General features: G+C 67.3%; 17 protein-coding genes and 1 tRNA gene. 8 read left to right on the top strand and 10 right to left on the bottom strand.

What is annotated here, in order from left to right; all coding sequences use genetic code 11:
• Window positions 1–38 precede the first annotated feature (38 nt).
• From mnhG to BJQ90_RS08710, 6 genes are read right to left on the bottom strand one after another with little or no spacing between them, the layout of a single operon-like run.
• Window positions 39–452 carry a monovalent cation/H(+) antiporter subunit G gene (mnhG, locus tag BJQ90_RS08735; RefSeq protein WP_226759901.1) on the bottom strand — a complete coding sequence of 138 codons (414 nt, stop codon included), beginning with the start codon at window positions 450–452 and terminating at the stop codon, window positions 39–41.
• Window positions 442–720: a monovalent cation/H+ antiporter complex subunit F gene (locus tag BJQ90_RS08730; RefSeq protein WP_226759900.1), complete on the bottom strand. Its 279-nt coding sequence runs from the start codon at window positions 718–720 to the stop codon at window positions 442–444. The genes mnhG and BJQ90_RS08730 overlap by 11 nt, the downstream gene beginning before the upstream one ends.
• The gene (locus tag BJQ90_RS08725) at window positions 717–1,262 is read right to left on the bottom strand and encodes a Na+/H+ antiporter subunit E (protein ID WP_226759899.1); all 546 of its coding nucleotides are present in this window, start codon (window positions 1,260–1,262) and stop codon (window positions 717–719) included. Before BJQ90_RS08725 ends, BJQ90_RS08730 begins: the two co-directional genes overlap by 4 nt.
• Window positions 1,259–2,905, bottom strand: a complete 1,647-nt coding sequence (locus BJQ90_RS08720; protein ID WP_226759898.1) for a Na+/H+ antiporter subunit D — start codon at window positions 2,903–2,905, stop codon at window positions 1,259–1,261. Before BJQ90_RS08720 ends, BJQ90_RS08725 begins: the two co-directional genes overlap by 4 nt.
• Window positions 2,902–3,480, bottom strand: coding sequence for a Na(+)/H(+) antiporter subunit C (locus tag BJQ90_RS08715; RefSeq protein WP_226759897.1), 579 nt, complete (start codon window positions 3,478–3,480; stop codon window positions 2,902–2,904). Before BJQ90_RS08715 ends, BJQ90_RS08720 begins: the two co-directional genes overlap by 4 nt.
• Entirely contained in the window at window positions 3,477–6,512 is a 3,036-nt protein-coding gene (locus tag BJQ90_RS08710) for a Na+/H+ antiporter subunit A (protein WP_226759896.1), read from the bottom strand. Before BJQ90_RS08710 ends, BJQ90_RS08715 begins: the two co-directional genes overlap by 4 nt.
• Window positions 6,513–6,662: 150 nt before the next feature.
• Between BJQ90_RS08710 and BJQ90_RS08705 the strand changes: the two genes are divergently transcribed.
• The 3 genes from BJQ90_RS08705 to BJQ90_RS08695 are packed head-to-tail and all read left to right on the top strand — an operon-like array spanning window position 6,663 to window position 9,799.
• The gene (locus BJQ90_RS08705) at window positions 6,663–8,066 is read left to right on the top strand and encodes an MFS transporter (protein ID WP_226759895.1); all 1,404 of its coding nucleotides are present in this window, start codon (window positions 6,663–6,665) and stop codon (window positions 8,064–8,066) included.
• A 49-nt stretch (window positions 8,067–8,115) separates the two neighbouring features.
• The gene (locus BJQ90_RS08700; RefSeq protein ID WP_226759894.1) at window positions 8,116–8,598 is read left to right on the top strand and encodes a cation:proton antiporter regulatory subunit; all 483 of its coding nucleotides are present in this window, start codon (window positions 8,116–8,118) and stop codon (window positions 8,596–8,598) included.
• Between the two features lie 4 nt (window positions 8,599–8,602).
• Window positions 8,603–9,799, top strand: coding sequence for a cation:proton antiporter (locus BJQ90_RS08695; protein WP_226759893.1), 1,197 nt, complete (start codon window positions 8,603–8,605; stop codon window positions 9,797–9,799).
• Window positions 9,800–9,811: 12 nt separating this feature from the next.
• On the opposite strand, the gene dcd is transcribed toward BJQ90_RS08695, so the two are convergent.
• A complete protein-coding gene (gene dcd, locus BJQ90_RS08690) occupies window positions 9,812–10,387 on the bottom strand; it encodes a dCTP deaminase (protein ID WP_226759892.1) in 576 nt (191 codons plus the stop codon).
• 49 nt (window positions 10,388–10,436) lie between these two features.
• Entirely contained in the window at window positions 10,437–10,880 is a 444-nt protein-coding gene (locus BJQ90_RS08685) for an SRPBCC family protein (protein WP_226759891.1), read from the bottom strand.
• 300 nt (window positions 10,881–11,180) lie between these two features.
• Here BJQ90_RS08685 and BJQ90_RS08680 point away from each other — a divergent pair.
• The 3 genes from BJQ90_RS08680 (at window position 11,181) to BJQ90_RS08670 (ending at window position 12,663) form a co-directional block, all read left to right on the top strand.
• Window positions 11,181–11,254: transfer RNA gene (locus BJQ90_RS08680), tRNA-Gly, on the top strand.
• Window positions 11,255–11,356: 102 nt separating this feature from the next.
• A complete protein-coding gene (locus BJQ90_RS08675; RefSeq protein ID WP_226759890.1) occupies window positions 11,357–11,506 on the top strand; it encodes a hypothetical protein in 150 nt (49 codons plus the stop codon).
• Window positions 11,507–11,514: 8 nt separating this feature from the next.
• On the top strand, window positions 11,515–12,663 hold the full coding sequence (locus BJQ90_RS08670) for a N(5)-(carboxyethyl)ornithine synthase (RefSeq protein WP_264197114.1): 1,149 nt from the start codon (window positions 11,515–11,517) through the stop codon (window positions 12,661–12,663).
• Between the two features lie 82 nt (window positions 12,664–12,745).
• Here BJQ90_RS08670 and BJQ90_RS08665 read toward each other — a convergent pair whose 3' ends face one another.
• Window positions 12,746–14,104, bottom strand: coding sequence for an MFS transporter (locus BJQ90_RS08665; RefSeq protein WP_226759888.1), 1,359 nt, complete (start codon window positions 14,102–14,104; stop codon window positions 12,746–12,748).
• Window positions 14,105–14,243: 139 nt separating this feature from the next.
• Between BJQ90_RS08665 and BJQ90_RS08660 the strand changes: the two genes are divergently transcribed.
• Together BJQ90_RS08660 and BJQ90_RS08655 are read left to right on the top strand one after the other, a co-directional pair.
• Entirely contained in the window at window positions 14,244–15,098 is an 855-nt protein-coding gene (locus BJQ90_RS08660) for a LysR substrate-binding domain-containing protein (RefSeq protein WP_226759887.1), read from the top strand.
• A gap of 265 nt (window positions 15,099–15,363) precedes the next feature.
• Window positions 15,364–15,663: a hypothetical protein gene (locus BJQ90_RS08655; protein ID WP_226759886.1), complete on the top strand. Its 300-nt coding sequence runs from the start codon at window positions 15,364–15,366 to the stop codon at window positions 15,661–15,663.
• A 113-nt stretch (window positions 15,664–15,776) separates the two neighbouring features.
• Here the strand turns inward: BJQ90_RS08655 and BJQ90_RS08650 are convergent.
• Window positions 15,777–18,403: proline dehydrogenase family protein (locus BJQ90_RS08650; RefSeq protein ID WP_226759885.1), on the bottom strand; the 2,627-nt coding region annotated here is incomplete at its 5' end.

Genomic DNA, 18,403 nt, shown 5'->3' with positions numbered 1-18,403 from the left:
AACCCAGGACCTGGTTTTTGGGGCGCATCGTCTAGCCCTTACCGTCTGTCGGTGGCCGCGTCGCCGTCGTCGCCAAACCCGCGCTTGCCCGCCGCCTGCTGCACGACGGCCTCCAGTTCGTCCGTGCTGAGCAGTTCCGGGTGGAGGTGCTTGGTGCGATAACCGGCCCGGCCGACCATGTGCGCGGACACCGGCACGGTGAGCAGCTGGAAGATCCACGCCACGCCCAGCACCGGCCAGACCCACCAGGTGCGCATCTGGAGACCCAGCGCGAAGAGCAGCAGGAAAAGCCCCAGCACCTGGGGCTTGGTGGCCGCGTGCATCCGGGTCATCAGGTCCGGAAAACGGAGCAGGCCCACCGCCGCTGCGAGTGACATCAGGGCGCCGACCACCATAAAGACCGCCGAGACGGCGTCGATCACGGTGTCGGCGGAAAAGGTCTCAGGATTCACGGCTTTTCTCCCGCCGGTCGGCTACGAAGCGGGCCACCGTGACGGAGCCGACAAACCCGATCAGGGACACCGCCACCAGCAGCATGAGGTTGTTCAGGTGCCGGTTCACGGCCATGTCGATGCACAGGGCCGCTCCCACGATCGCCAGCAGCACGTCCGCGGCGAGCACCCGGTCCAGCAGCGACGGGCCCCGCGCGATCCGGATGATCGCTCCTCCGGCAGCGAGGGACAGCACCACCGTGGTCACGGTCAGGACCAACTGCATCATGACCCCGCCTCCTGGTTGAGGGCGGACAGTTCGGCCTGGGTGCCCATGATCCTGATCAGTCCCGCTTCTGTGTCTCTGACGTCTTTGCGCAGCCGCGCGGCATCGTCGGCGTTGCGGACGTTGATGCCATGGATATAGAGCGTGGACGTTGACCGGTCCACCTCCACGACGAGCGACCCAGGGATCAGCGCGGTCACGTGCCCCGTCGCCGTGACCAGCAGATCGGAATGGCTCCGCAGCGGGACAGCGACGACGGCGCTGATCACCTTGGGGCCCCGGGCCAGGGCCAGGTAGAGGACCTGGAAGCTTGCTGTCACGACCTTGGCCACGAAGACCAGGGCAAACGGGACCGCTCGGAGCAGGTTGAAACGCCCGCCGAGTTCCACCGGCGGCAGGTAGAACAGCCGGGCCACCACGACGGCCGTCAGTGCACCGAAGAGCAGGTTTCCCGGGCTGAAGTTCTGCCACAGGGCGCCCCAGACAATCACGAGCCAGACCAGGAGCGGCAGTTCCTGGCGCAGGGAGATCCGTTTCCGGTTCATTTGCGCTCCTGCCCGCTGGCCGGCGGAAGACGGGCGGGGTCCGTGCCCGGTTCAGGCTCGGAAATCGCCGGGACCCGCGCGCCCTCGCCGAGGACCGCGTGAATATACGAGGTCCGGTCCAACATTTCGACGGCGGCCTGGTCCGCCACCTTGAACAGCGGCCCGGCGAACACGGTCAGCCCGACACCGAAGATGACCAGGCCCAGCGTGGAACCCACCATCGTCCGGGGCAGAAGGGTGACGTTGGTCTTTCCGGCCCGGTCACCCGTGGCCGAGTCCGCGGGGTGCGCCAGCAGCACGGGGTCGGGGTGTTCCGCGTCCTCCGGCTTGCGCCAGAACGCGCGGTTCCACACCCGTGCCATGGCCAGCAGGGTCAGCAGGCTCGTCAGTACACCGCCGATCACCAGCGCGTAGGCCAGCGGGGTTCCCAGCTGGATACCGGCCTGCAGCAGGCCGACTTTGCCCAGGAAGCCGGAGAGCGGCGGGATGCCGGCGAGGTTCATGGCCGGGACGAAGAACAGCACCGCCAGCAGCGGGGACAGCTTGGCCAGGCCGGCGACGCGGTCCACCGAGGAACTGCCGCCGCGGCGTTCAATCAGGCCGGTGACCAGGAACAGGCTCGTCTGGATCGTGATGTGGTGGGCGACGTAGAAGACGGCGGCGCCCAGCCCGGCCACCGAGGACATCGCCAGGCCGAAGACCATGTAGCCGATGTGGCTGACCAAGGTGAAGGACAGGAGTCGTTTGATGTCGCTTTGGGCCAGGGCGCCAAGGATCCCCACCAGCATGGTCAGCACGGCCGCGACCATCAGCGGGGCATTGAAGGTGTCCCCCGGGAACAGCAGCGTTTCGGTCCGGACCATGGCGTAGACGCCCACCTTGGTCAGCAGGCCCGCGAACACGGCCGTGACCGGGGCCGGCGCCGTCGGGTAGGAGTCAGGCAGCCAGAAGGACAGCGGGAACACGGCGGCCTTGATCCCGAATGCCACGAGCAGCATCACGTGCAGCAGGTTCTGCGTGCCCTGGTCCAGGTCCGCGAGCTTGACGGCGAGATCGGCCATGTTGATGGTTCCCGTGGCCCCGTAGATCATGGCGATCGCGATCAGGAAAAGCACTGAGGAGACGACCGAGACAACCAGGTAGGTCACCCCGGCCCGGATCCGCGGCCCCGTCCCGCCGAGGGTCATCAGCACGTAGCTGGCGGTCAGCAGAATTTCGAACCCCACGTAGAGGTTGAACAGGTCCCCGGAGAGGAACGCGTTGGACACGCCGGCCACCAGGATCAGGTACGTGGGGTGGAAGATCGAAACCGGCGCGTCCTGGTCGCCGTCGGCCATGCCCTGCCCGGTGGCGTAGATCAGCACGGCGAGGCTCACCGAGGATGACACCACGAGCATGAGCGAGGAAAACTGGTCCACCACCAGGACGATGCCCCAGGGCGGGAGCCAGCCGCCGATGTTGACCGCAGCGGTGCCGCCCTCCCAGACGGAGGCGAGCAGCAGGCACTCCAGCAGCAGGGTCAGGGACAGGAGCACGATGCTGACGGTCCGCTGGGCCCGGGAATTCCGGATCAGCAGGAAGGTCAGGGCGGCGCCGAGCAGGGGAAGGATGACGGCGAGCGGGGCGAAACTGGCAATGTTCACTGTCCGCTTCCTTCCTTGCCGGGTATCGTGACGTTCCGGGATCCGGGTTGTTCCTCCGAGGCGGCGGCCTCGGCGTCGAGCGTGCGGTCGGCGACCGTGACGGTGGCTTCGGCCCCGGCGGGAACATCGGAGACCGACTGGCCGTCCGTGCCGATCATGGTCAACGGGAACTCAGAGGTTTCCACCGGAACCACGGAGTCGTCCTCTGCGTCGAAGCTGGGGGTCTTGGCGACGCGGCGGTCCTCGGCGTCGTCCTGGATCTCGTCCTGCCTGGCCAGCACCCAGGTGCGGTAAATGATGCCGAGCATAAAAGCGGTGACGGCGAAGGAGATTACGATCGAGGTGAGGATCAGTGCCTGCGGCAGCGGATCGTTGTACTGACCGGGGTCGGTGTCCTGATGGAACAACGGTGCCAGGCCGGCATAGCCGCCCGTGGTGAGGATCAGCAGGTTGGTGGCGTTGGCGAGCAGCATCAGGCCCAGCAGGACCCGGGTGAGGCTGCGTTCCAGGATCAGGTAGATGCCGCAGGCGTACAGTGCGCCCATGACCGTCAGCAGGGTCAGGTTAACGCTCATGCTTTCCCCTTGGCTGTGGTTTCGGCCGCGATTCCGCCGGCTTCCTGCTCGTCCGACGGTTCTGCGGGGTGTTCCTCGAAGTGCTCGTCGATCTCGGACCCCAGGCTGCGCAGCACGTCCAGCACGAGGCCGACGACGACGACATAGACGCCGATGTCGAAGATGGTGGAGGTGACAAACTTGACGTCGCCAAAGACCGGCAGCCAGAACTGAAGAATCGCGGTCTGGAACACCTGACCGCCCAGCAGCAGCGGGGCCACGCCGGAGGCAGCCGCGGTGGCGAGGCCAATGCCCAGCAGCGCGCCGGCACTGACCGGGGTGGCTTCGCGCAGCTCGAAACGGCCGCCGGCCAGGTAGCGGATGGTGAGGGCCAGCCCGGCGGTGAGACCGCCGGCGAAGCCTCCGCCGGGGAGGTTGTGGCCGGCCAGCAGGAGGTAGATCGAGAAGACGATCATGGAGTGGAAGATGAGCCGGGTGACGACCTCAAAGATGATCGAGCGGCGTTCCGGCGCCATGGTCCGGCCTGCCACCAGCCAGGCATCGCGGCTGGAGGCGGCGAAGCGTCGGCTCATGGCCAGCGCGGCGGCGTCGCGGGTATTGCCCGGGCCGGCGCTGCGTTTTGGCTGCTGGCGCCCGACTGAGCCTTCCTCCACCGTGGCGGAAGTTCGGAGCCGGTCCCCCCGGCCCCGGACGAAGATGAGGCTCGCGACTCCGGTGGCTGCCAGCGCCAGCACGGAAATTTCCCCGAAAGTGTCCCAGGCGCGGATATCCACCAGGGTGACGTTGACGATGTTCAGTCCGCCTCCGCCCTCGTAGGCCAGTTTCGGGAACTCGAGCGAGACGGGCGCCGCCACCCGGGCGCCCAGGGCGTAGATGGCGACGAACACCATGGTGATGCCGAAGGCGGCACCGATGATCACGCGGATCACCCGGTACCTTCCGCCGGTGCGGTCGCGCAGTTCCGCGGGGAGGCTGCGCATGGCGAGGACGAAGGCCACCAGGATGATGGTTTCGACCAGCATCTGGGTCAGCGCGAGGTCCGGCGCTCCCTGCAGCGCAAACATCAGGGCGATGCCGTAGCCGGTGACGGAGACCATGAGGACGGCCAGGAAGCGTTTGTTAGCTCGCACGGCGGCCAGTGCGCCGATCACGATCCCGGCTCCCACCACGATCTGCAGCGGGGAGTTGGGATCGATGAAGAAGAGGTTTCCGGGCGGCGGCTTGTCCGCCAGCACCAGCGCGGTAAGCGGCAGGACGAACGCCACGGTCAGGATGACGGACAGGTAGAAGAACAGCGACCCCCGCTGGGTCCGGCCGGTGATCCAGACGGCGGCGTCGTCGAGGGCGCCGATGGCCAACTGATAGGTGCGGTCGCCGTCGATCCAGGCCGGGACCAGGCCCTGGAGCCGGGCGACGGCGGTGCGGCCGTAGAACATGAACAGGCCCAGGGCGAAGGTGACGGCGGTCAGCCCCAGGGCCGGGGTCAGGCCGTGCCAGAGGGCCAGGTGGCCGGCGGCGGCGGCCGCGTCCTCGCCGGCGGGCACGAACAGCGCCGCGTACGGCTGGATCCAGCCGTCCACCGGCGCCGGCCACAGTCCGAAGACGATGGTCAGCAGGCTCAGGATGGCAGGGGCTGCCAGGAAGGCCGGCTTGACCGGTTTGAACGGCGTGGCCTCCACTCCGGGCTTGACGGCAAAGGCGCCCCACATGAACCGCGCACTGTAGGCGAAAGTCAGGATGGATCCCAGGACCAGGCCCGCCAGGATCACCATGCCCCAGGGGCCGGCGGCGGTGCTGTAGTGGAGAAACGCTTCGAACACCGATTCTTTCGCGACGAAGCCGGCCAGCGGCGGGACGCCGGCCATCGAGGCGGCTCCGATCGCGGCCACGATCGCGAGGGCGCGGGAGGAACGGTAGACGCCGGAGAGCTTGCGGATGTCGCGGGTTCCGGCCTGGTGGTCAATGATGCCCACCACCAGGAAGAGGGTGGCTTTGAAGAGCCCGTGCGCCAGGAGCAGCGCGAGGCCGGCAAGCGCAGCGTCGGGTTCGCCGAGCCCCACGACCATGGTCAGGAAGCCCAACTGGCTGACCGTGCCGTAGGCCAGGATGAGCTTAATATCGGTTTGCCGCAGCGCCCGGTAGCCGCCGACCAGCATGGTGGCCAGGCCAAGGCCGAGGACCAGCGGCAGCCAGTACGGGGTTTCCGCGAATCCGGGTGCGAGCCGTGCCACGAGGTAAATGCCGGCCTTGACCATGGCCGCGGCATGCAGGTAGGCGCTCACCGGGGTGGGGGCCGCCATGGCGCCGGGGAGCCAGAAGTGGAAGGGGACGAGGGCGGATTTGGTGATCGCACCTATCAGGATGAGGACGACCGCGGTGGCCACGGCTCCGGCGGCGGGCCCCGTAACGAGCGTTGGGGCCAGCTCCAGGATGGTCGCGATCCGGTAGGTCCCCGCGCTGGAGCCCAGGATGATCAGGCCCACCAGCATTGCCAGGCCGCCGGCGGTGGTCACCACGAGGGCCTGCAAGGCGGAGCGCCGCGCTGACAGCCGGGTCCGGGCATAGCCGATCAGCAGGTAGGACAGGACCGTGGTCAGTTCCCAGAAGATGAACATCAGCAGCAGGTCATCGGCGGTGACCAGGCCGAACATGGCCCCGGCGAAGGCCAGCAGCTGGGCGCCGAATCCGCCGAGGTAGTCGTCCTTGTCCTTGAAGTAGCGGGCGCAGTAGATGAGGACCAGCGCACCCACGCCGAGGACGAGCAGGGACATGACCCAGGCCAGGGCGTCCATCCGGAAGGCGAGCTCAATCTTCAGCTCGGGGATCCAGGGCAGGACTTCAGCCACTCCGGTGGGGACACTGCCGCCGGCGCCGGGGGCGCCGGCGTACACGGCGCCATGCTGCAGGATCAGCCAGACAAACGCGGCCGCGGGCACCGCTGCGAGGGCGTAAAACGAATTCCGGCCGAATTTCCGGAAGAGAAATGGCGCCACAGCGGCCACCGCGAAGTGCACGGCAAGGACTGTGATCACTGGTATCTCCGCAACGTCAGGAATTCGATTGTCAAAAGTTGGAGCAGGCGGGCATTCGTTAGGTTCAGTCCGGACAGTTTACCAAGCGTGGACAAATTCTTTTCGAAGGGTGCGTCAAGCCCCGCGCCCGCTGCGGATAATATTCGAGCTATGAACTCCGCCGCTGCCCCCGAGGCCATGCGTCCCTCCTCGGAACTGGAATCCGGAAGCCACGCCACCCACAAGGGCCGCATCCTCGCCTGGGCAGCCTGGGACTGGGGTTCGGCCGCCTTTAACGCGGTTATGACCACGTTCGTGTTCACCGTGTACCTGACGTCCAACGCCTTTGGCGGGGAGGACCAGACCTCTGCTGTCCTGGGCGGCGCACTGGCGATCGCCGGCGCGGCCATCGCGCTGCTTGCACCTGTCACCGGGCAGCGCTCGGATACCGGCGGGCGCCGGAAGCTCTGGCTGGGGGTCAACACTGCCGCCGTCGCACTACTGACCGCGCTCTGCTTCTTCGTCTTCCCGCGTCCGGAGTTCCTGCTCCTGGGTGTGACGCTGATCGCGCTGGGCAATGTGTTCTTCGAGTTTGCCGGCGTGAACTACAACGCCATGCTTGCCCAGATCTCCACTCCGCAGAACATCGGCAAGGTCAGCGGCTTCGGCTGGGGGATGGGGTACCTCGGCGGCATTGTGGCGCTGCTGCTGGTGCTCCAGCTCTTTGTCCAGCCCAGCTTCGAGTGGTACGGCGCCTCGACGGAGGATGGCCTGAATATCCGCCTTGTCGCCGTGTTCTCGGCCTTGTGGTTCGTCATCTTCGCGTTGCCCGTGCTGTTCGCCGTGCCGGAGCTTCCCAAGACGAGGCAGGGCACCGGGCCGGGATTCCTGGCTTCCTACGGGCTGCTGGTGCGGCGGATCAAGGCGATTTACCGGACCAGCCCGCACACCATGTACTTCCTGCTCGCCAGCGCCGTCTTCAGGGACGGCCTGGCCGCGGTGTTCACCTTCGGCGGCATCATCGCTGCGGGCACCTTCGGCTTCGAACTCAAGGACGTCATCTTCTTCGCGATCTTCGGGAACGTCGTGGCCGCGGTGGGCGCCATCGCGGGCGGCTTCCTCGACGACCGGGTCGGGCCGAAGGCCGTCATCATGGGTTCGCTGCTCGGTCTGCTGTTGGCCGGCTCCATGATCGTGGCCCTTGGCAACGGGAGCTATTCCTTCTTCGGCATGGAATGGGCCGGCACCACCACATTCTGGATCTTTGGCTTGTTCCTGTGCCTCTTTGTGGGGCCGGCGCAGTCCGCCTCCCGGGCCTTTCTGGCCCGGCTTGCCCCGCAGGGCGAGTCCGGCGAGCTGTTTGGCCTCTACGCCACCACCGGCCGGGCCGTCAGCTTCCTCGCCCCGGCACTGTTTACGCTCTGCATCGCGGTCGCCGCCCCGCTGGTGGAGCCCGGCGGGGCACAGCGCTGGGGCATCCTCGGCATTATGGTGGTGCTCCTGGCCGGGCTGCTGCTGCTGCTCCCGGTCAAGGCACCGGACCAGGCCGAAATCGCGGTTGTCCCCGCAGCCTGAAGCAGCCTGAAGCGGCCCGAAAAGTCCCGCGGCGCACTAGGCTGGAGGAATGAACGTGGATGAAACAGACCTCCCGGGACTGGGCCGGCGCAAGGACTTCATGACCGCCTCGGGGCGCCGGATCGGCGTCGTGGAATACCGGGAGGGCCAAACCGAACTGATCGTCTCCACGTGGGACGATCCGGACACCTGCCAGGCGTCCATCCCGCTGACCGTCGACGAAGCCGCCGCGCTGGGGAACCTGCTTGGCGGCCAGCGGCTGGCCATGCAGCTTTCCGAGGCCCACCGTGAGGTTCCGGGGATCGTCACCCGGCAGTTCTCGATCTCCGCCGATTCCCCGTTCCAGAACCAGCCGATGGGCAAGGCCTCCATCCGGACCCGGAGCGGCGTCTCGATCGTCGCCATCATGCGGGAAGGCGAGGTGCTCCCCTCACCCGGGCCCGACGTCGTCCTGCACCCGGGCGATCTCCTCGTTGCAGTGGGGACGCAAGAAGGCCTGGACACGGCGGCCGGCATCCTGCGCAACGGCTGACGGCATGGATCCGCTCGCACTGACCCTGATTGAGCTCGGCGCCGTCGTCTTTTGCCTCGGCTTGCTGGCGCGGCTGGCGGGGCGCGTCGGCATGTCGCCGATCCCGCTGTACCTCATCGGTGGTCTGTTTTTCGGCGCGGGCGGCCTGGTGAAGCTCGAAGGCATGCACGAATTTACCCATCTCTCGAGCGAGATCGGCGTTATCCTTCTCCTGCTTATGCTCGGATTGGAATATACGGCGGCGGAGCTGGTCACGGGGCTGCGCCGCTCCTGGCAGGCAGGCGTCCTGGACCTGGTCCTGAACTTCCTGCCGGGCGCGCTCCTCGCGGTCCTGCTGGGCTGGGGAGTCGTCGGGGCAATGGTGATGGGCGGTGTCACCTACATTTCGTCCTCGGGGATCGCCGCCAAAGTGATCACGGACCTGGGCCGGATTGGTAACCGTGAAACTCCGGTGGTGCTCTCGATCCTCGTGTTCGAGGATCTCGCGATGGCGGTCTACCTGCCGGTCCTCACGGCGACCCTGGCCGGCGTGAGCTTCGTCGTGGGGCTGCAGACTGTCGGGATCTCACTCGCCGTCGTCACCGTGGTCCTGCTCGTGGCCCTGCGGCACGGGCACCACGTGTCCAAGGCCGTCCACAGCGAGAACTCCGAGGTGTTCCTGCTCAACCTGCTCGGGGCCGCGCTGCTGGTGGCCGGGCTGGCCGCAGCCATGCAGGTGTCCGCGGCGGTGGGCGCCTTTATGCTCGGAATCGCCATTTCCGGCGCCACCGCGCACAGCGCCACCAGGATTCTCGAGCCGTTGCGGGATCTCTTCGCAGCCATCTTCTTTGTAGTCTTCGGCCTCAATACCGACCCCGCCACCATCCCTCCGGTGCTCGGCTGGGCCCTTCTGCTGGCGTTCGTCACGACGGCCACCAAGATGCTCACCGGAATCTGGGCGGCGAAGCGTGCCGGGATTGGCCTGCCGGGGCGTTTCCGCGCCGGCGCCGCGCTGATCGCCCGCGGAGAGTTCTCGATCGTCATTGCCGGCCTTGCGGTCGCCTCGGGCGTCGTGCCCCAGGAGCTTGCGGCCCTGGCCACCGCCTACGTGCTGATCATGGCTGTGACGGGCCCGCTCGCCGCCCGGTTCGTGGAGCCGGTGGTGGCGATGCTGCGCCGCCCTTCGAAACAGCGGAGTGTCCGGACCGCGGACGGGATCTGACGGCGCGCCGGGTCAGACGTCCGTGCGGTGGAAGTTCAGGTGGCTGCGGCTCGCCGTCGGGCCGCGCTGGCCCTGGTAGCGGTTGCCGTACTCGCCGGAGCCGTAGGGGTGCTCGGCGGCCGAGGTGAGCCGGAAGAAGCACAGTTGGCCGATCTTCATGCCCGGCCACAGCTTGATCGGCAGCGTCGCCATATTGGACAGCTCCAGGGTCACGTGGCCGGAGAATCCGGGGTCAATGAATCCCGCAGTCGAGTGCGTCAGCAGGCCCAGCCGGCCCAGCGAGGACTTGCCCTCGAGCCGGGCGGCAATATCGTCGGGGAGCGTCACGGTCTCGTAGGTGGAGCCCAGGACGAATTCCCCGGGGTGCAGGATGAACGGTTCGCCGCGCTCAACCTCTACCAGGCGGGTCAGCTCGGGCTGTTCCTCTGCCGGGTCGATGTGCGCGTACTTGTGGTTGTCGAAGAGCCGGAAAAACCGGTCGATCCGGACGTCAACCGAAGAGGGCTGCACCATGGCAGGGTCGAACGGCTCCAGAACAATCCGTTGGGAGTCAATTTCGGCACGAATGTCGCGGTCAGAGATCAGCACAGTCTCAAATTACCGTACTCGCCGGGTTCGGCCGTCCGCGCGGCCAGTGTTACAGCCCGGCCTGCTCCTCAAGCACCGATTTGAGCTGTTCGAGCTGGCAGACTTCGGCCTTCATCCGGCGTCGGAAGGGGCACTTCAGCCTCGCAAGGATCCCCCGGGGCTCGCATTCCAGCGCAAAGCGGACGCGGGTGCCCCCGCCTTCCGTGCTCAGGTAATAGCCTCCGCGTGTCCGCTCTGTCCCGGCAAGGACCCTATACTGGATCTCGGCACCGGGCCGCGCCTCGGTTATCTCGAAATCTCCGCACACGGTCCGTCCGCCGGGTTCCGCGATGGTCTGCCGGTAGACGGCACCCTTGGACCCGGCCGCGCCGGATTCCAGTTCAATGCTGTGGACGCCGGCACGCCAGCGCGGCAGGTTGCTGGCGTCGAGCAGGAAGTCATAGACGCTCATGGCGTCACGGTTGATGACGACGTCGTACTCTGCGATTGCCACGGAAATCCTTGCTGGGCGGACGGCTGATGGGCGTAGCCCGCTTCCCCGGAACTGCAGCTAACCCCTTCAGGATAGACAGCAAGGCCATCCCAGCGGTGCGGCGGCGGCGGGCCTTTATCGAAGAGTTATGGGACTCCCCGCATTACGTACCGCTCTGTGACTACGCTCTGGAGCCTCCACCGGGGAGGTGCCAGGCCCGCGATGTCGCCGGAGGGACGTGTTCTGAGAACACGTGCGGCTGGGGTAAGGTAAATCTCGATGTTCCCCGGGACCACGTCCAGCATTTTGGACAGTCCCATTGCGGCTGTAGCTCAATGGTAGAGCGCTAGCTTCCCAAGCTTGATACGCGGGTTCGATTCCCGTCAGCCGCTCCAATTCACCGCTACATCCCGCTCGGCGGACCTCCCGGGGCCGTTAGGTCGCTACCTGTATCGTTCGAAGTCAGGAACCTCTTCGGTTCCGCTACAGGAGCGATCATGGCTGACAAATCCCCCCGTCAAGCAGCATCCAAGAAATCCGGCAAATCCATTAAGGAAAAGCGGGCCGACAAACGGACCGCTGCAGCGCCGCCCAGCTCCCTGGACAAAGCCACCAGCGCCAAGCCGGCGAGCCCCAAAAAGAAGTGAGCGGCACCTTGAGCCACCTCACCCTCGGAGTCCTTGCCAGCACGCGGAAGCCCGCCGAACGGCGCCTCCCGATCCATCCCCTCCACCTGGACCGCATCGCCCCGGAACTCCGGCAGCAGCTGTTCCTGGAGGAGGGCTACGGCGAACAGTTCGGCGTCTCGGACGCCGACCTGGCCCCGCTGGTGGGGCGCATTATTCCCCGGGCGCAACTGCTGGCCGAGGCCGACGTTGTCCTCCTGCCCAAGCCGCAGCCCGAAGACCTGGCCGAACTCCGGGACGGGCAGGTCCTCTGGGGCTGGCCGCACTGCGTCCAGGACCGGGCGATCACCCAGCTGGCGATCGACAAGAAGCTCACCCTGATCGCCTTCGAGGCGATGAACCACTGGGCCAGCGACGGCGGCTTCGGCCTGCACGTGTTCCACAAGAACAACGAGCTGGCCGGCTACTGCTCCGTGCTGCACGCCCTGGCCCTGACCGGTTCCACCGGGGATTACGGCCGCCGCCTGAGCGCCGTCGTCATCGGTTTCGGGGCCACGGCCCGCGGTGCGGTCACGGCGCTCAACGCCCACGGAATCCATGAGGTCCAGGTGCTGACAAACCGCGGGGTTGCCGCGGTGGGCTCCCCCATCCACTCGGTGCGGATCGCGCAGTTCGACCATGACGACAAGGCGCCGTTCCTCAGCGAGGTCATCACCGAACGTGGCCGCGTGCCGCTCGCGCCGTTCCTCGCCGGGAGCGACATCGTGGTCAACTGCACCCTGCAGGACCCGAACGCGCCCCTGACGTATCTGCGCACCGAGGACCTCGCCGCGTTCCGGCCCGGCAGCCTGATCGTGGACGTGTCCTGCGACGAGGGCATGGGCTTCAGCTGGGCGAAAAGCACCACCTTCGCCGAGCCGATGTTCAAGGTCGGGAACCATATCGACTACTACGCCGTGGACCACAGCCCGTCCTACCTCTGGGATTCCTCCAGCTGGGAAATCAGCGAGGCGCTGCTGCCGTTCCTGGAAACCGTGATCACCGGGCCCGACGCCTGGACTGAGAACGAGACCATCCGCCGCGCGATCGAAATCCGTGACGGCGTCGTCCTCAACGCGGAGGTGCTGCAATTCCAGCAGCGGGAACCGGCGTACCCGCACCTTCCTCTGGCGGGCTAGCCGCACTCCCCTGTTTCCGCTGCGTAAAGGGACAGCCGCTGCGTGGATCCATGTGGCGGCTGTCCGAAGGCGGTGCGGAAAGCTACGGCATGACAGCTGCCCGACGGACGATCTTAACCAGCCGCCGCCGGTCCTTCAGGTCCACCCTGAGCAGCAGCTGGCCGCGGCGCGCCAGCACGACGGCGACCGCGGCCGCAGCCAGTGCCGGCACCCCGCCGGAGACCAGGATGGCCGTACGCGGGTCCACGTGCTCGGCCAGCCAGCCGATCATCGGCCCGCCAATTGCCTGCCCGCCGATCAGCACCATGATGTACAGGCTCATCACGCGGCCGCGGATGGCCAGGTTGGAGCTGATCTGGACCAGCTGGTTGGCCGCGGTCAGGAACATCAGGCACCAGAACCCGGCCAGGACCATCGCCGCCCCGAACCACACCATGGAGGGCGCCAGCGCGGCGAGGCAGAGCATCAGCCCGTACATTCCCGCCCCCAGCATCACCGAGCGCAGCCTCAGTTCCCGCCGTCGGGCGGACATGACCGCCCCGGCCAGCGCCCCGAGTGCCACCAGCGCGTTCAGCAGGCCGTAGCCGGCGGCGCCGACGTCGTACACGTGGTCCGCGAAGGCGGCCAGAAGCACCGGTAGGCTCATCGCAAACACCGCGATGAAGCCGGCCATCAGCCAGGGCCAGTAGATGGTGGGTTTGCTCAGCGCATAGTCCAGTCCCTCCTTGAGCATGCCCTTGCGCTTGGGCACGGGCGCACTGAGGTGCAGCTGGTCCTTCCGCAGCGTGAGCAGCATCGCGACGGTGCAGCAACAGGCGACGGCGTTCGCGGCGAACGCCCAGCCGGCCCCCACCGCGGTGAGCAGCAGCCCGGCGAGCGCCGGCCCGACCAGGCCGCCGAGTTGGAACGTCGTGGAGTTCACGCTGATGGCGTTCCGGAGGTAGGCCGGGCCAACGAGTTCGTTGACGAAGACCTGCCGGGCCGGCTGGTCCAGCACGGTCACCAGGCCAAGGGCCAGGGCGATGCCGTAGACGTGCCAGACCCCGATCCGCTGGCTGAGTGCCAGCGCCGCGAGGATGGCCGCCAGCACGGCTGCCACGGACTGGCAGAGCATCAGGATTTTCCGCTTCGCGAAGCGGTCCGCCATCATCCCGGCCCACGGGCCCAGGACCAGCGAGGGCAGGAACTGCAGGGCCACCGTGATCCCGACGGCGGTGACGGAACCGGAGAGCTGGAGCACCAGCCAGTCCTGGGCAATCCGCTGCATCCACAGGGCGGTGACCGCAATGAAGTGGCCGATCGCGAAGATGCGGAAATTGCGGACTTTCAGCGAGATGAACGTGTGGCGCCAGGGCAGCCGCTCGTTGACGACCGTGAGCGGCGCGGTGCTGGTAAGGGGCAGCGCGGTTACGTTGGCTGCTAACGGCGGAGGGGGTGCCACGGAAAGTCCTCAAAGGAGCGGGTCGGCGGGGATGCCTTAACGCTAAGCTGGCCGCAGCAAATTGTGGAAGATTATTCATTGCATAACTAGCATTACAAAACGCAATGCGGTGGAAGTGCGCCGCAGCTCAGGAGCCCGCATGTTTGAACCCGCCCAGCTGCGATCTTTCCTGGCCGTGGCCGAGACATTGAGCTTTACCAGGGCCGCCGAGCGACTGGGCCTCGCGCAGCCGACGGTCAGCCAGCACGTGCGGAAGCTGGAGACCGCCGCAAAGCGGGTCCTGGTGGCGCGGGACACCCGGGATGTGCGCCTGACCGATAACGGGGACGCCATGGCCGGTTTCGCCCGCAGCATCCTGTCCGCGCACGACGCCGCCGCCCGCTACTTTTCCGGATCGGCCATGCGCGGCCGGCTGCGCTTCGGCACGGCGGATGACCTCGCGATCACCGGGCTGCCGAGGATCCTGCGGGAATTCCGCCAGGTCTATCCGCAGATCAACCTGGAACTGACGGTGGGCCAGAGCACCCAGCTCTACAAACGGCTCAACGCCGGCCAGCTGGACCTGGTGTTCGTCAAATGGGTGGCAGGGGCCAAGGCCGGCACGGTGGTGCAGCAGGACTCCTTCGCCTGGGTGGGGCTGGAGCAGACGTCCCTGGACCCGGCAGAGCCGGTGCCGCTGATTGCCTACCCTTCCCCCAGCCTGAGCCGGAAACTGGCCATCGACGCTCTCGAATCCGCCGGCCGCACCTGGCGCATCACCTGCACCACCCGGCAGATCAGCGGAGTGCTGGCCGCTGTCCGGGCGGGCATCGGCGTGGCGGTCATGCCGTCCTCACTCGTGCCGGACGATCTGTTGATCATCACCCGGCGCTTCGAACTGCCGCCAGTGGGCGACGTCGATTTCACCCTGATCCGCAACCCGCTGGCGAACACCGAGGTGATCGAGGCCCTGACCCAGACGATCGCGGGCCGGACCCTGAAGCGCCCCGGCTGAGCGGACGGGACACACCTGCGTACCTGCGGCTGTACCTACTCGGGTTGCGTACTTACGCATACCATTGATCCACTCGTATTCATGGCTTATCCTGAGTGTGTTGAAGGTCAAGCAGAGGCCTGTGACAACGATTCGAATACGAACGCTGTCCTTTGCGTCTGCCGTGCGGCGACTCACCGGAGGCGTTCGGGATAGGCCGACAATGACGCCAGCCATAAACCGACCACATCGTCCCGCCGCATCGGCAACCCGGAGCCTCAAACCCGTGGCCCCGCTCTCCCAGGCAGTGCTCCGCGGCGCCGCCGCGAATCACCCCAGCCGCGGCCGCCTGGACCCTCACCACCCGACGACCCTGGTGGAGGCCGAGTACGTGGGCAGCCCCTACTGCGAACGCTGCGGCACCGACGAGTTCATCTACCTGGAGACTTTTGTCCCGGCCACGCACCACAGGGACGGCTCCATCAACCGGCTGGGCGAAGTGACGTACTTCTGCTCCGGCTGCGACGACTTCTCCGCGCACGCCGTGCCGGCCACCTGGGTTCCGCCCGGCTGGTACTTCGGCTAAGTCCGCGGACTTAAGCCTCCACAGACAACGAGCCGGGCGGCAACCATTGGAGGGTTGCCGCCCGGCTCATTTACGTTGCCCGGATCGTTTATGTTGACCCAGGGAGGAGTTCCCTAGATCAGCCCGTCCGAAATGTGGTTCGGCGTCCCGAACCGGTGGGCCGTGATGCTGATGGCCTGCTCATGTAGGAACGGCAGCAGCTCGACGCGGCCGGCTTCGGTGACCGGGTGGAAGTAGATCGCCAGGTCCGGACGCCCGCCGGTCGCCTCGGCCAGGGCCGTGGTGTTCCCGCCGATGAGCCTGACCCGCGGGGTGGAGAGCCGGCCCGCTCCGGCGGACTTGGCTGCGGCGGCCAGCCAGTCGGCGTCGTTCTCCACGGTGGGATCGATGCCGAGCCCGGAGAGTACGGTGCGCAGCTGGACGGGAAGCTCGACGGCGGTGGACACCGTCAGCGGGGATCCGGCCAGGACACCGGCCGCCACGGTCCGGACCAGGTGGGCGAGCGGTTCGCCTTCGGCGAGGCGCACCTGAACCGGCAGCGGGCGGTAGCGGAAGACGTTCCGTTCGGCGCTCAGTCCGGAGACGTCCCGGGCCGTGCCGAATTCCTCGGCCCAGGCGAGGGCGTCGGAGGCCAGGGCACGCTGCAGGCCTGCCAGCTCGCCGGCGGTCAGGAATTCCTGGGCCGCCTGCTCGATCCGGCGGACACCGGGGTGCGCGGGCGTGGCGGCAGGGTTCCCGGCCGCGGCGCTGGGCTTGCTGACCCATTCGCCAAGGCCGATGAGGTAGTTGGGCCCGCCGGCCTTGGTGCCGGCGCCGACGGCGGACTTCTTCCAGCCGCCGAAGGGCTGGCGCTGCACGATGGCGCCGGTGATGCCACGGTTGACATAGAGGTTGCCGGCCTGGACCGTGTCCAGCCAGAGGCCCACTTCCGCCGGGTCCAGCGAGTGCAGACCGGAGGTGAGGCCGTACTCGATCTGGTTCTGGATGGCGATGGCATCCTCCAGGGTCGCCGCGGTCATCACGCCCAGCACGGGGCCGAAGAATTCCGTGAGATGAAAGTAGGATCCGCGGCGCACCCCGTAGCGGACGCCCGGGCTCCAGAGCCTGCCCGTCCCGTCCAGCTTCCGCGGCTCGACGGCCCAGCTTTCCCCTTCGCCCAGGGTGGTGAGGGCGTTGAGGAGCTTGCCGCCGGCCCGTTCGATGATCGGGCCCATCTGGCTGGCCGGGTCCTCGGGGTAGCCCACCTTGAGGGAGGTGACAGCGTCGATCAGCTGGTTGTGGAAGCGCCGCGATGTGGCCACGGATCCGACCAGGATCACCAGAGACGCGGCGGAGCACTTCTGCCCGGCGTGGCCGAAGGCGGAGTACGCGACGTCCTTGGCGGCGAGGTCAAGGTCTGCGCTCGGGGTGACGATGATGGCGTTCTTGCCGCTGGTCTCGGCCAGCAGCGGCAGGTCCGTGCGGAAGGAACGGAACAGTTCGGCGGTCTCGTAGCCGCCGGTAAGGATCACCCGGTCCACCGCGGGGTGGGCGATCAGCTGCCGGCCCAGCTCACGCTCGCCCAGCTGGACCATGGTCAGCACGTCCCGCGGGACGCCGGCTTCCCAGAGTGCCTCGATCATCACGGCACCGCTGCGCCGGGCCTGTTTGGCGGGCTTGATCACGACGGCGGAGCCCGCGGCGAGGGCCGCCAGCGTGGAACCGGCCGGGATCGCCACCGGGAAGTTCCACGGCGGAGTCACCACGGTGAGCCTCGCCGGGACGAAGGTGGCGCCGTCGACGTCGTCGAGCTTGCGGGCCGCTTCGGCGTAGTAGTGCGCGAAGTCAACAGCCTCGCTGACTTCCGGATCGCCCTGGTCGATGGTCTTGCCGGTTTCGCTGGCCATTACCTCAAGCAGTTCGGCGCGGCGGGCTTCCAGGACGTCGCCGGCGCGGTGCAGGATCGCCGCCCGCTCGGCACCGGAGAGTGCGCCCCAGGCCTTGCCCTTTTCCACCGCGGCCTCGATCACGGTGTTGAGGGTCTGCTCATCGTTGATGGTGGCCGCGTCCACAGCGGCGTTGCCGAGGGTCGAGAACGGGACACGCGCCAGGATGGCGCGGCCCCAGTCGCGGTTGGCCGGCAGCGAGGGGTCGGTGTCTGCGGTGTTCTCGAAGGAGTCATGCGGCATCGGCCCGGCCGGGACGCTGCGGTTCTGCCGGCGGTTGGGCGGCGGGACCTCGTCGTCGAGTTTGGCGAGGGAGGCGAGGAAGCGCTGCTTCTCGCGCTCGAAGAGTGATTCGTTCTCGCTGAGCTCGAAGACGGCGGACATGAAGTTGTCCTGGCTGGCGCCTTCCTCGAGCCGGCGGATCAGGTAGGCGATTGCGACGTCGAACTCGGCCGGGTGGACCACCGGGGTGTACAGGAGCAGCGAGCCGACGTCCTTCTTGACCGCTTCCGCCTGGCCCTGGGCCATGCCGAGCAGCATCTCGAACTCGATGCCGGACTCCACGCCGCGCTGTTTGGCGAGCAGCCAGGCGAAGGCAATGTCGAAAAGGTTGTGGCCGGCGACGCCGATCCGGATGTTGCGGATCCGGTCGGGGTGCAGCGCGTAATTGATGACGCGCTTGTAGTTGGTGTCCGAATCCTGCTTGGTGTTGCAGGTGGCGAGCGTCCAGCCGTGCAGTGAGGCCTCCACCTGCTCCATCGGCAGGTTGGCGCCCTTGACCACGCGGACCTTGATCGCGGCGCCGCCGCCGGCGC

This window comes from Arthrobacter sp. SO3 (genome assembly GCF_020532825.1).
Lineage (GTDB): Bacteria > Actinomycetota > Actinomycetes > Actinomycetales > Micrococcaceae > Arthrobacter.
The sequence above is the reverse complement of the archived record's forward strand: the minus strand, read 5'-3'. Positions and strand labels throughout refer to the sequence as shown.

What these genes read in the sequence shown, in the direction of transcription:
- BJQ90_RS08700 (WP_226759894.1), top strand. Translation starts at nt 8,116, where the DNA reads ATGAACGTGGATGAAACAGACCTCCCGGGACTGGGCCGGCGCAAGGAC.
- BJQ90_RS08660 (WP_226759887.1), top strand. Translation starts at nt 14,244, where the DNA reads ATGTTTGAACCCGCCCAGCTGCGATCTTTCCTGGCCGTGGCCGAGACA.
- BJQ90_RS08675 (WP_226759890.1), top strand. Translation starts at nt 11,357, where the DNA reads ATGGCTGACAAATCCCCCCGTCAAGCAGCATCCAAGAAATCCGGCAAA.
- BJQ90_RS08695 (WP_226759893.1), top strand. Translation starts at nt 8,603, where the DNA reads ATGGATCCGCTCGCACTGACCCTGATTGAGCTCGGCGCCGTCGTCTTT.
- BJQ90_RS08725 (WP_226759899.1), bottom strand. Translation starts at nt 1,262, where the DNA reads ATGAACCGGAAACGGATCTCCCTGCGCCAGGAACTGCCGCTCCTGGTC.
- BJQ90_RS08715 (WP_226759897.1), bottom strand. Translation starts at nt 3,480, where the DNA reads ATGAGCGTTAACCTGACCCTGCTGACGGTCATGGGCGCACTGTACGCC.
- BJQ90_RS08705 (WP_226759895.1), top strand. Translation starts at nt 6,663, where the DNA reads ATGAACTCCGCCGCTGCCCCCGAGGCCATGCGTCCCTCCTCGGAACTG.
- BJQ90_RS08730 (WP_226759900.1), bottom strand. Translation starts at nt 720, where the DNA reads ATGATGCAGTTGGTCCTGACCGTGACCACGGTGGTGCTGTCCCTCGCT.